Origin of the sequence: Flavobacterium tagetis, assembly GCF_016735615.1 — a bacterium.
In the GTDB taxonomy this organism is placed as follows: Bacteria; Bacteroidota; Bacteroidia; order Flavobacteriales; family Flavobacteriaceae; genus Flavobacterium; species Flavobacterium tagetis.
In genome coordinates this window covers 250086-263264 of sequence record NZ_JAERSF010000003.1, presented here as the reverse complement: position 1 = coordinate 263264, position 13179 = coordinate 250086, and the positions used below count along the sequence as shown (strand labels likewise).

At 35.0% G+C, this 13179-nt stretch carries 7 protein-coding genes; 4 read left to right on the top strand and 3 right to left on the bottom strand.

Features of this window, described 5'->3' with window-relative positions:
• Nucleotides 1-26 precede the first annotated feature (26 nt).
• The 3 genes from JI750_RS15275 to JI750_RS15265 are packed head-to-tail and all read right to left on the bottom strand — an operon-like array spanning nt 27 to nt 4193.
• Nucleotides 27-1076, bottom strand: a complete 1050-nt coding sequence (locus JI750_RS15275; RefSeq protein WP_202003744.1) for an MFS transporter — start codon at nt 1074-1076, stop codon at nt 27-29.
• Nucleotides 1077-1104: 28 nt separating this feature from the next.
• Complete coding sequence (locus JI750_RS15270; RefSeq protein WP_202003742.1) at nt 1105-2697, bottom strand: magnesium transporter MgtE N-terminal domain-containing protein; 1593 nt, start codon at nt 2695-2697, stop codon at nt 1105-1107.
• 17 nt (nt 2698-2714) lie between these two features.
• Complete coding sequence (locus JI750_RS15265) at nt 2715-4193, bottom strand: MFS transporter (protein WP_202003739.1); 1479 nt, start codon at nt 4191-4193, stop codon at nt 2715-2717.
• A 1009-nt stretch (nt 4194-5202) separates the two neighbouring features.
• Between JI750_RS15265 and JI750_RS15260 the strand changes: the two genes are divergently transcribed.
• From JI750_RS15260 to JI750_RS15245, 4 genes are all read left to right on the top strand, one after another.
• On the top strand, nt 5203-8334 hold the full coding sequence (locus JI750_RS15260) for a SusC/RagA family TonB-linked outer membrane protein (RefSeq protein WP_202003736.1): 3132 nt from the start codon (nt 5203-5205) through the stop codon (nt 8332-8334).
• Between the two features lie 16 nt (nt 8335-8350).
• Nucleotides 8351-9823: a RagB/SusD family nutrient uptake outer membrane protein gene (locus JI750_RS15255; protein ID WP_202003733.1), complete on the top strand. Its 1473-nt coding sequence runs from the start codon at nt 8351-8353 to the stop codon at nt 9821-9823.
• A gap of 199 nt (nt 9824-10022) precedes the next feature.
• Nucleotides 10023-11939 (top strand): arylsulfatase, encoded by a 1917-nt coding sequence (locus JI750_RS15250; RefSeq protein WP_202003731.1) that lies wholly within the window; start codon nt 10023-10025, stop codon nt 11937-11939.
• 179 nt (nt 11940-12118) lie between these two features.
• Nucleotides 12119-13174 carry a sterol desaturase family protein gene (locus JI750_RS15245; protein ID WP_202003728.1) on the top strand — a complete coding sequence of 352 codons (1056 nt, stop codon included), beginning with the start codon at nt 12119-12121 and terminating at the stop codon, nt 13172-13174.
• Nucleotides 13175-13179: the final 5 nt, after the last annotated feature.

The following is a 13179-nucleotide window of genomic DNA, read 5'->3' as shown; positions in this document are numbered from 1 at the left end:
AAACTTTAAGTCTAAAACTTTTGAAATTATCCAAATAAATTACCTCCTTGAGATCTGGCTTTTAGATGTGCTTGGGCTAATCGTGATCTTTTCCCTTCTGGGCTCAAATCAAGATGAGAACTTCCATCCTCAAGAGTAAAATCGAATCCTAACTGACTCGTAACGATTTTTAAATCTTCTATATGAAGTTTTGTTGCGAATTCTTCCCCGGTATGTGGACAAACTGCCATTCCTTTTTTAATCCCTTCCTGTTTGTAAATGTGTGCTCCTATTTGAGCCGGACGCTGAATAATATGGAAGAATTTTCCAAACGGAATCCAAATCAAAAACATAATTACTGTTACCGCATGAATTACAGCTAGGAAGTCATACGCAAAGCCTTTCATGAACTGATAAGAATAGGTTAAACATAATCCCGTTACTGAGATTGCGATTAATAAAATTAGTGGCAGTAAATCTCCTTCAAAAGTTTGTGTTGCAATTAATCCTGGATTAGTTAATCTTCTTCTTAAATAATAAACCGAGCCAATAATAACTAGCCATGAAGACCAGTTTAATGCATGAAATATTAAGAAAGCCAAAAAGGAATTTATTTGAAAATCCATCATTTTGAATCCGAAGAAATGAGCTTCGTATATTGAAATGGAATTTGGTGCTAATGTAAAATGAATCCATCCAAATGTTAGCGGAATTGTAATTGCAAAAGCTGATAAACATCCTAGTGCAATACAAAAATGCGCAAACCATCTCCATTTACTTCTTGGATAAATGAATTTTTGAAGTAAAATATTCTGAACAGATTCTTTTCCTAAAAACCATAAATGCGCAAATATTTTTCCGGTAAAGAGGAACTTGATACTTCTTTTAAAATACATCCAAGTCGGAGGACGCTGCAACCAGACTGTGTATCGATAAACAATTCCGAAGAAAGCAAATACGGTTCCGAATAAATAAGTAACAAGGGCTGCATCAAAATTTTGCAATTCTCTGGAACCATAAAAAACAAGTACAATAGTTAGTATAGAAACCAGTGTTGCCACAAATAAAGCTTTTCCATTAAATGTTTTATCTTTCATCTTTAATAAAATTAAATGATTACTTTATTTAACTTGGTTTCTCACAATTCTTACGATTGTAGAACCACCAATTTATTCCTGTAGCTACTATAGTGAAGAAACAAACCCCAATAAAAAACTGATTTACAGTACCGTTAGCAGAAATATTATTTCCAATTAACTTAGAAAAGATAAAAGGTCCAAAAGCTGCAATTGCTGCAGTCCATCCTATAACTCCTGCAGCCTGACGAGGATTTTCTTTAAAAATAATTGGATATTGTCTAAAAGTACCTGCATTTCCAATTCCTGTGAAAAAGAACATTGCTAGAATTACAGTCACAAAAAGAGGAAATTGATCCAAACTTGTAGGCGCAACTAATCCTTGAGTAACCAAAATAATGGCTCCTGCCAGAATTCCTAGTCCTGTTATGGTTGTCAAAATGGCACCTCCGACTTTATCAGCAACAAATCCAAAAGCAATTCTACTTGCTGATCCAATCAACGGACCATAAAAAGCATATACTAAAGGATCTGGTGCATTAGGAAAATCTCCATATAAAAATTTAATCATTAAAGGAAATGCCGCAGATAAACCTGCAAAAGTTCCAAAAGTCATCACGTAAGTAATTGTACAATACCAAGTATGTTTATTTGAGAAAATATCAAATTGTTCCTTAACCGAAGCTTTCATTGGAATGCTTCTTAAATAGAACCAGCTTATAAATGCCATAATTATTAGAAATGGCGCGTACCAAAATGCTGCAGACTGTAGGTAGATTGGTTTGTTTTTTACCGCTGCATTTTCAGTACTAATATTGTTTATTATTTTTTCAGCCAATTTTGGATTTGCGTTTGCAATCGCTTTTGCTTTTGCTTTAATGGGAAGTGAAGTAAAAACAATTACGTTATCATTAGACTTCACGGCTGTACTTACAGAATCAACAATATTTTTCTTTACGTTAGATAAAATTTTAGTTTGCACTTCGGTATCTAGAGCTCCAAAAACTTCTTTTTGTTTTTCTATTGATGAATTTTGAAATACAGCCAATGTTTCTTTTGGGTCAATGCTTGTAAAAATAGTTGATGCTCCAAAAATTCCGACACTAATAACTAACGGCGTAACGAATTGCGCTATTGAAACGCCAAAATTTCCAATTCCTGCCTGAATTCCTAATGCGGTCCCTTTTAATCTCTGAGGGAAAAACAAACTTGTACTTGGCATATAAGAAGAAAAATCTCCTCCTCCAAAACCAGTTGTAAAGGCTAAAACAGCAAAAACCCAAAAAGGCGTATTTACATTCATAATAGCAAAACCAATTCCTATTACGGGAATTAATTTAATTGCTGTCGCAAAAGATATAATATGACGAGTTCCAAATATTGGAAGCAGAAAGGTGTGTATAATTCTTAATAATCCTGCTGCTAGCCCTGGAATTGCTGTTAACCAAAAAAGCTGATCTTTAGAAAAATTAAATCCTAAACCTGGCAATTTGACTGCAATAACACTCATCATAAACCATGACGCAAATGATAATGTTAAGGTAATTGTTGTTATAATTAAAGTTCTCCATGCTATTTTACTTCCCTCAGAATTCCAATATGCTTCATCTTCCGGGTTCCATTTTTCTAACCAAGTTTTCATTTTTATTTTGTTTTTAATTATTGATTATCTTCTATTTGTCTCACAAAATTTGGAGATTTAGTTCTCATAGCTTTTATTATTGTACTGTGCATCCATACCAAACAAAGTACAGAAACAAGAAATATGAAAATCCATGAGCTAGTCCAGAGTCCGGTATAATTAAGGAGGTATCCAAATATTATAGGCCCTAAAAACCCTCCTAAACCTCCAATTAAACCAACCATTCCCCCCACAACTCCAACTTCATTAGGGAAATACTCTGGAATATGTTTATATACTGCTGCTTTACCAATTCCCCATGAAATCCCAATAAGTATTACCAGAACGAGATATACCCAAAGATTCGCGCTGAAATTAATTTGTGTAATTCCATGAGCTAATAATTCTTTCTTTTTAACTTCCTGATTTTGCTCTACGACAATCTCCTGCCATGATTTTTTTACAGGAAAAACAGAAGACTCACTGTTAGTTTCAAAATCTTTTTTGTTGTTGATTTGATGTTTTTTTCCGTTTACGGTTATTTCATTTGCAGTAATTTCTGTAACTGTTCCAGTGGTAAGAGACATAACACCAGGACCAGTCGTAATGATTTCCATCTTTGGAAACATCAACAAAAAGCTAATTACAATTGAAGAACCTAAAACCCAATACATAACTTTTCGGGCTCCGAATTTATCTGATAAGTACCCTCCTAAAGCTCTAATTACACCAGATGGCAAACTGAACATTGTGGCAAACATTCCTCCCATGACTAAACTTGTACTATAGACATTCATAAAGTTTGGAAGAAGCCATTGCGAATAGGCAACAAAAAATCCGAAAACTAAGAAGTAATAAGCCCCGAATCTCCAGACTCTAGCTTTTTTAAGAGGTGATATTAATTCGACAATCGTTTTAGAAGCGACCTTATTGGTTTTATTTTTAGCAAAAACAACAAATAAAATCCCTACAAGTACTAGTGTTATTCCATAAATAACAGGAAGCATCTTCCAACCGTTAACAGAATCACCTTCTGATAAATTATTTAATAAGGTTGGTGCAATAAAAGTAGTAACTGCTGCACCTGCATTTCCCATTCCAAAAATTCCCAAAGCTCTTCCTTGCCATTCCTTAGGGTACCAAATTGAGGTATAACCAATTCCTACTGCAAAACTGGTTCCTACTAAACCAAAGAAAAAACTAAGAATGGCAAAGGTCCAGAATGAACTTGCGAATGGCATCAAAAAAAATGGAATTGAGCAAAGCAATAGTAAAGCAGAAAACACAACTTTTCCTCCATATTTATCAGTTAAAATCCCGATTGGAAGTCTGAATATAGAACCTGAAAGAATTGGAATTCCTAATAACCAACCAATTTCTACCACAGTGAAATTAAATATTCCTTTATCTGCCAAAAAAGTTATCAAAACGCCGTTTAAAGTCCAACAAGCAAAACAAATTGTAAAAGCAAGTGTGTTAAGGAATAAAATTCTGTGAGACTGAGATAAATTGCCCATAAATAGAAAATTACTTTGATTTAGATTGAGAATAATATTCCTCAATTACAAAGCAAAACTACATGCTTAAATTCTTGCTAAAAATGACAAATATCATATTAAAGGATAAAAGAGTATTTTATCAAAGTATTGCATAAACTGCTATAAAACAAATATTAATAAAATTGAGATTCAACATGACTTTATTTCTGCAGAGTTGTTATAACCAACATCAAAAAAGAACAGTATAAAAAAAACTTATTTTAAAACTAAAAAGATGTTTTTCAGAAGTTTTTCGATATCAATGTAGCCCCTCTCGATAGCTTTTAAATTTATAAAAAAGAGATAAATACTACATTTTTCTGTATTTCTAATTCTAAATTTAACATTTAAATAAATCAGTAATTTAGGCACGAAATCAATTACAACAAGGCATTCCGTGACAATAAATCTTTAAGTTCTAATTAAAATGAATATTTTTTAGAAAAAAACTTTACAAACTTTTGGTTTTTATTATATAAAATTTAACTTTGTCTATAGGATTAGTAGAGTTTAAAATAATATTTCAAACCTTAAAAACTATTATTGTGAAAACAACAGAAAGCATATTGCGTTACATTCTTCCTAAAAAATACACTTATAGCACTATTTGTTATATGTGTTTCTGTTGTTAATAATCTACTTTTATTTTGTTTGCCTTTAGAATTCATATCGAAGCAAAACATAAAAAACACCACCAAAAATATTTACTGAATTTAACCTAAGATCTCTTCCAATACATTTATTTGTGTTGGGGTCAGATTCTTGAAACTATATGTATTATTCAATAATTAAATAAATAACTAACAATTAAAAGAACTAAAATGAAAACAATGCAAAGCTGTTGCTGTAAATAAAAAAAGCCATTTCTGCGGCAACAGAAATGGCGAGGCTTAAAGAACATTTATCACTAAATCAAGAACACTTTTTAGAGTGCTGTATAAACAGTGCTCAGGGCGTCTTGTTAATTACTTAAAACCAGTACAAAGAAATGAAAAAAAAATTAAACCTATATATACTCTTGCAGTTACTCTTTATAACGGCAGGAATACAAGCCCAAAATACCACGCCTCTTATTCAATCTAAACTTGACGGAACTGTAGTAGACGCTATTACCAATCAGCCAATTATTGGCGCTTCTGTTAATATTAAAGGAACAACTCACGGTGTCGTAACAGATACTGAGGGAAAATTTTACTTTCAAACAGGGCAAAAATTCCCTTATACTTTGATTGTAAGTTACATCGGATATAAAAAATTAGAAATCATTGTTGAGAAAAATCCAGTCATTATTAATCTTAAAGAAGAACGTCAAGAACTAGACGAATTAGTAGTTGTGGGTTATGGAACTCAAAAGAGAAAAGACATTACAGGTTCTGTAGCTTCGGTTCCAAAAGCCAATTTATCTCAGGTAACCTCATCCGCAGATAATCTTTTAAGAGGCGCTGTAGCAGGAGTTGTAGTCACACAAAGTTCTGGCCGTCCTGGTGCTTCTTCAAGTGTTCGTATTCGAGGAGGGAACTCCATTACGGCAGGTAACGAACCGCTTTATGTGGTTGACGGGATTTTAATTTACAACGATAACAGCAACAGTGGAGCTGGAGTAACTTATGCTGGGGCAACTGTAAATGTTCTTTCGACCATTAATCCTGCTGATATAGAATCTATTGAAGTTCTAAAAGACGCTTCGGCAACAGCAATTTATGGTTCTAGAGGTGCCAATGGAGTTGTAATTATTACAACTAAAAAAGGAACAAAAGGACAGGATAATATTTCATACCAAGGCTATTTCGGATTTCAGAATATTTCAAAAAAACTGAAGTTAATGAATGCCAGCGAATGGGCAAGTTTAAGAAACGATGTTCAGGCAAGTATTGGACAGGCACCTTCTTTCTCACCAGCTCAAATTGAAGCTTTAAAAACTTCTGGAAACTATGATTGGCAATCTGCAGCATTTGTAACTGCAGCACCTGTGCAAAACCATAATTTGTCTTTTTCAGGCGGAGATGAGAAATCACGATATGCAATTTCTGCAGGATATTTTGATCAAGATGGTATTGTTTTAGGATCTGATTTTAAACGTATTTCGCTTCGAGCAAACTATGAAAGAAATTATTCTCAGAAATTTAAATTTGGCGTAAATGCCAATTATACCAATTCGATTGCAAATGGTGTTGGTACAAATGGTGGCGCGGCCGCTGGAAGAAATCCAAACCCATTGGTTAGCGTTGTTTTAACTGCTCCGGTTGTTCCTATCAAAAATGCAGATGGGAGTTATAATGTAACGAACAATCCTTACGCAACTTCTGTAAATGGTTATGTTCCGAATCCGATTAACGATTTGGATAATACAACTAACGAAACCAAATTAAATAGAATTCTGACCAGTTTGTTTGGTGAATATAAATTCAATAAGGAATTAACTGCAAAAGTAGCTGTAAGCGGCGATGTTTTAAATACAAAACAAAATTATTACGCGCCTTCAAACACCACTACTGGCGCAGGAACAAAAGGTCTAGCTTCTATTGGTGAAAGATTGGTAAGTTCTGTTTTGAATGAAAATACGCTGAATTATAATACTCATTTTGGCGAAGATCATAAATTCTCTGCTCTAGGAGGTTACACGCTTCAATATACAAAAGGCGAGGTTGTAAATGCAGGTGCACAAACTTTTGTTAATGATGCTAATACTTACAACGCAATTCAAGATGGTGTTCCTGTAAAACCATATAGTGATGCTTACGAAAGTGTTCTGAAATCTTGGTTAGCGAGAGTAAATTATTCTTATAAAGGAAAATACAATTTCACTTTATCTGGACGTGCAGACGGTTCTTCTAGATTTGGTTCAGAATCGCTTTGGGGCTATTTCCCATCTGCAGGATTTTCTTGGAATATTACAGACGAAGAATTTGCCAACAACATTAAAGGTGTAACCGAAGCAAAACTTAGAATTACAGCAGGAACCACCGGAAACCAAGAAATTGGAAACTATCTTCCACTGGCTTCAATGGGCTCTGTAAATTATTCTTTCGGAGGAACTTTGTACACAGGTCTTGCTCCTACCCGATTGGCAAATCCAGATTTGAAATGGGAAAAAACGAATCAATACAACGTTGGATTGGATTTATCATTATTAGATCGAAAAATCAATTTTGTTTTTGATGTTTATTATAAGAAAACAAAAGACCTTTTAATCAACGTTCCTGTGCCTTTGAGTTCTGGTTATGCAACCGTACTTCAGAATATTGGTGGAGTTGAAAATAAAGGTTTTGAGGTTGGTTTAACAACTGAAAATATAAAAACAAAAAACTTTGCATGGAATTCGAACATCGTTTTTTCTTTAAATAGAAATAAAGTTACAGAAATCGGAAATGGTGTAAACGAGTTTTTTCCTGTAGTGCCAAACGGATCCTTGCTACAACAACAACCCGTAATTGTAAAAGTAGGATTGCCTTTAGGAACTTTTTGGGGATATAAAACCAACGGAATTTTCCAGACGCAAGAAGAAGTTAATACACAACCTAAAATCAACAGTTTAGCGAATACAAAAGTTGGGGATAGAAAATATGTTGACACAAACGGAGATGGTGTAATTACGGCTCTTGACAAAGGAAACTTAGGCACTTCTCAGCCAAAATTTGTTGGAAGTTTCAGTAATACGGTTTCATACAATGATTTTGACTTGAATTTCTCTTTTCAAGGAGCATACGGCGGAAAAATCTTTAATGCTTTAAATCAGCAGTTAGAAATTTCTACACTTGGAACCAATGCGGCTGCGACTCTAAATGATCGCTGGACACCAACAAATCCAAGTAATGAAATTCCAAGAGCTTCTAGTTCACCACTAGGAATTGTTTCGGAACGATACGTAGAAGATGCTTCTTTCCTCAGATTGAAATTAATCACATTAGGATACACTTTACCTAAAAGCGTTTCTAAAAAGCTGGGAACAAAAAGCGTAAAAGTTTACATCTCAGCAGAAAACCTAATCACATGGACCAAGTACACTGGCTATGATCCAGAGGTAAGTTCATACGAACAAAACAACTTATATCCCGGAATTGATTTTGGCTCTTATCCAAACTCCAAAACATTCATCTCGGGCTTGAACGTAACTTTCTAAGTAAAAAAATATCAAAATGAAAAAGATCATTATAACATTCCTTTTAAGCGCTGGCCTACTGGTATCGTGCGCTGATCTAGAGGTAACACCTACCTCTTTTGTAACCGAAGACAATTATTTTGTTACGCAAGATGATGCTACTGCCAGTGTAACTGCTGTTTACGCTTCATTAAGTCTTGATCCAGGCGAGCAGAGTTTGTTTGGTAGAAACCTTTATTTCTTAACCGATATGGCTTCAGATTATGCGGCGGCGGGAGTTTCAGCAACCAATCCGCAGGTTAGAGCTTTGAGCAGTTTAACGCATGATGCGACTTCAGATCGTGTTCAAGTGGCTTGGCGACAAATTTATAATGGAATTAATAGAGCCAATGTTTCTATTGACAATATTCCGAAAGTATCTGGTTCTGATGTGATCAAGACCAGATTGATTAACGAAGCTAAATTTATTAGAGGTCTCCTATATTTTCAAGCAGTTCGTCTTTGGGGTGGAGTTCCAATTGTTTTGCATGAAGCAACTTCTATCAATTTAGGAGATTTAAAAACAAATCGTTCTACGGTTGACGAAGTTTACAATCAAATCATTAAAGATTTAACAGATGCTGAAGCTCTTCCAAAAACGTATACTGCAACAGATGCTGGACGCGCTACATCGGGAGCAGCAAAAGCGATTTTAGCAAAAGTATATCTCACTAGAAAAGACTGGCCAAATGCTATTGCAAAATCTAGAGAAGTAATCGATGGCGGTTACGGATACGCTTTGTTTGAAGATTTTCAAGATATTTTCACTAAAACAAAAAAGAACGGAAAAGAGCATATTTTCTCGGTTCAATTTGAGCCAAATCAAGCAGGAAATGGTTCTAGCGGAAGCACTTTTCAGGCAACATCATTAACTGGCTTTACAGCGACAGAGCCAGCAGATATTATTTCAGACGTTGCTTTATTTTACGATATCTATGCTGCAGGAGATAAAAGAAGAGATGTTAGTTATGCCAAACAATTGCTTAACCCAGCAACAGGAACACTATACACTTTTCCAAAACCAATCTTCAAAAAATACATGGATTTATCCAATTTGGCTACTCCAGGAAACGTAGCGATCAACTTTCCGGTTATTCGTTATGCGGACATCCTTTTGTCTTTAGCGGAAGCGATAAATGAACAAGGAGGACCAACCGCCGAAGCATACGAATTAATCAATCAAGTTCGCAGAAGAGCTTTTGGAAAACCTATTACAACTCCAGATGCAACTGTTGATTTAGTTGGATTAAATCAGACCTCTTTTAGAGCAGCAATTCAGGAAGAGCGCAAAAAGGAATTTGTTCAGGAAGGACAGCGCTGGTACGATCTGGTAAGATGGGGAACATTGGTTACCGAAGTGAAAAAAGTAACAGCCAAAAACTCAGTTTCAGAAAGAAATAATCTTTATCCGATTCCGCAAAGTGAGAGAAATATCAACCCTGATGGATTACCTCAGAATCCTGGATATTAAAAAAAAATTAAACACATAGAAACATAGATTTTAAATTATTAAAAAAGAAAGCAAAAAAGAAACTCGTTTCTCCACACATAGTTGCTATGTGAATTGAAATAAGTGAAACGCCTTTTATCGGTTCTAAAAACTATGATTCTATGTGTTAAAAAAATCTTGATTATTAAAAGGACCTTTTAACTAAAAAAACTATAAAACAATGAAAAATTTTAAAAATAGTATCGCTGTCAAAAGCCCAAAGAAAGGGCTTTTGATTACAGCTTTCCTAATTGCACAATTGGGAATAGCACAAGAAAAAACAGAATTTAAAGGAACTATCGGCAAAACTTTAGCAGATTCTAAAGAATATTGGCCAGATCCTGTAACTGCACCAAAAGGCGCTCCGAATATTGTTTGGATTCTTTTGGATGATGTTGGCTTTGGAGCTTCAAGCGCTTTTGGAGGATTGATCAACACTCCTACTTTTGATAATCTGGCAAATAATGGTTTGCGTTATACCAACTTCCATACAACAGCAATTTGCGCTCCTACCCGTGCCGCTTTATTAACGGGAAGAAATTCAGGAAGAGTTCACGTAAGTGGGTTTTCGCACACTATTTTATCTGCAGGTTTCCCAGGTTGGGATGGAAGAATTCCTTCTGATAAAGGAACCATTGCAGAAATCTTACGTGATAACGGATACAACACTTTTGCAGTTGGAAAATACGGAGTTACACCAGATGAAGATGCAACAGATGCAGGTCCGTTTGACAGATGGCCGACTGGAAAAGGTTTCGATCATTTCTACGGATTCTTAGGTTCTCAAACTGATCAATATAATCCTGATTTGGTAGAAGATCAAGTTCACATTAAACCTGACGGACGCCATTTGAATGAATTGATTACTGACAAAGCCATCAGCTATATCCAGAAACAGCAAAAAGCAGCGCCGGGAAAACCATTCTTCTTATACTATGCGCCAGGAGCGGTTCACGCACCTCATCAGGTTGCCGAAAAATGGGTTGAACCATATAAAGGAAAATTTGACGAAGGCTGGGATGTTTACCGCGAAAAAGTATTGGCAAACCAAAAGAAATTAGGAATATTTCCTCAAAATGCAGGACTGCCAGATCGTAACGCTTTAATTACAGAATGGAAAAAATTAACTCCAGACCAAAAGAAAGTATACGCAAGATTCATGGAAGTTTACGCAGGATTCTTAACGTATACCGATTATGAAATTGGAAGAGTTGTAGATTACTTAAAACAAAGCGGACAATTGGATAATACTTTAATCTTTGTTGCGATTGGTGATAACGGCGCTAGTAAAGAAGGAACTCTGCAAGGAACAATCAACCAAAGTTTATTTGCTCAAGGAAAAACGGATGAAGAAAACTTCCAAAGCAATTTGAATAATATTGGTGAAATCGGAACTGCAAAAGGTTTAAACACGAATTATCCTTTAGGATGGGCACAGGCAACAAATGCTCCTTTCAAAAACTGGAAACAAGATGCACATTCAGAAGGTGGAACTCGTAATCCGTTGATTGTTTTTTATCCCAACGGAATTAAAGACAAAGGTGGTATCAGAAATCAATATAGCCACGTGACAGATTTGCTTCCTACCACTTTGGCTATTGCTGGAATTAAAGCACCAGAATATATCAAAGGAATTAAACAAGACATTATTCAAGGTTCTTCATTCCAAGCTTCTTTAGATAATCCAAAAGCAGAATCATTGCACAAAGTTCAGTATTACTACATCTTCGGAAACAGAGCCATTTATAAAGACGGATGGAAAGCTTCGGCTGCGCATTTACCAGATTCTTTTGCTGTGAAAAAGTCTTTAGGAAGCAACGAAAAACCTGCTCCAAGCAACTTCGATACTGATGTTTGGGAATTGTATAACCTAAACGAAGATTTTAACGAACGTAATAATCTGGCGAAAAAATATCCTGAAAAACTGGCTGAACTTCAAAAATTATTTGACGAACAAGCAAAAGAAAACAATCTATATCCACTGATTGACTGGCAGGATGTTTACAACAGAAGAATTCACAATACTGGTGCCGATAAAGGAAAAACAGTTTCTGACTTAATCAAACAAGCAACTAAACCTGGAGGAACCAATAATTAATAACAGAACCTGCAAGGTTTGAGAAACCTTGCAGGTTATAAAAAAGAATAATTATGAAACGAGTAGATTATGAAATTATAGGAAAAAAGATTGTCGTCGGGATAATCTTGTTTTTAGTTCCGCTAGCGATTCTGGCTGGTGGATTAGCAGTAGTAAATCAATTTTTAAAATAAGAAATCATGGCAATAGTTCAAAAAGAAAAACTAACAAGAGACTTAACAATAAGTTTCTTCATTTATTCATTGCCTGTAGTGGCAATTTACCTTTATTTTAAATTAACAGGTGGAGCTATAAGTGAATCGCATATTACACTGCCTTCATTTTTAGAATTTGCACAACCTGTTTTTTCTAATATCAGAACTTGGGGATTAACGGTATTTATGATCGTTTTGGGAATCATAGAATTTGCCGCTGGTCTATACGATGACGAATGGACAGGCGAAGAACGTAAAATAGACATTGTTTGTTTCTTAGCTCCAAAATTGCTTTTGCCTCCTGTAATCGCTTTTTTCAGTTTAACAGCTTTACCTTATTTATTACCAAATCTGGCTAATTCATTATCATGGGTTCCGTTTTGGGGAGGCTTTTTCTTGATCGCAATTGCCGATGATTTAACGCAGTATTGGTATCATAGATTGCATCATCAAGTTCCTTTTTTATGGCGTTTTCACAGAACACATCACTCAGCTCCATATATGGGAATGGCGATGGCTTCGAGACAAAATTTTATTTATACAATTTTCTTTTCTCAAATTTATTTGACAGCCACTTTAACTTATTTAGGTTTAGGGCTTCCTGCTTTATTTGTTTTAGTAATCAAAAGTTTCATCACTTTAGGAGCGCATTCAAGCATTCCATGGGATAAACCTTTTTACAAATACAGAGTATTACATCCGATAGCATGGGTTTTAGAAAGACTGATTTCTACTCCTGCAACACATCAAGCGCATCATGCAGACACAAGCGGAGATGGCGTTGGACATTTTAAAGGAAACTTTGGAAATATGTTTTTTATCTGGGATATCATTTTCGGAACTGGACTAATAACTCGTAAATATCCAAAATCGTTCGGAACAAAATCATACAAACAAGAAGAATGGTACGCTCAGTTTCTTTGGCCAATTTTTAAATCTAAAAAAGAAGGAAGTTCGCTTGCCGAAGGCGTATTATCACTTCCGTCAAAACCTAAGTTAGCTATAGAAGAAACTCCTGCACCAGTTTTAGAACAGGTTTAATATTT

Bases quoted from the DNA above. Each gene is read 5' to 3' on its own strand.
- JI750_RS15265 (WP_202003739.1), bottom strand. From the start codon at position 4,193: ATGGGCAATTTATCTCAGTCTCACAGAATTTTATTCCTTAACACACTT.
- JI750_RS15255 (WP_202003733.1), top strand. From the start codon at position 8,351: ATGAAAAAGATCATTATAACATTCCTTTTAAGCGCTGGCCTACTGGTA.
- JI750_RS15250 (WP_202003731.1), top strand. From the start codon at position 10,023: ATGAAAAATTTTAAAAATAGTATCGCTGTCAAAAGCCCAAAGAAAGGG.
- JI750_RS15270 (WP_202003742.1), bottom strand. From the start codon at position 2,697: ATGAAAACTTGGTTAGAAAAATGGAACCCGGAAGATGAAGCATATTGG.
- JI750_RS15275 (WP_202003744.1), bottom strand. From the start codon at position 1,076: ATGAAAGATAAAACATTTAATGGAAAAGCTTTATTTGTGGCAACACTG.
- JI750_RS15245 (WP_202003728.1), top strand. From the start codon at position 12,119: ATGGCAATAGTTCAAAAAGAAAAACTAACAAGAGACTTAACAATAAGT.
- JI750_RS15260 (WP_202003736.1), top strand. From the start codon at position 5,203: ATGAAAAAAAAATTAAACCTATATATACTCTTGCAGTTACTCTTTATA.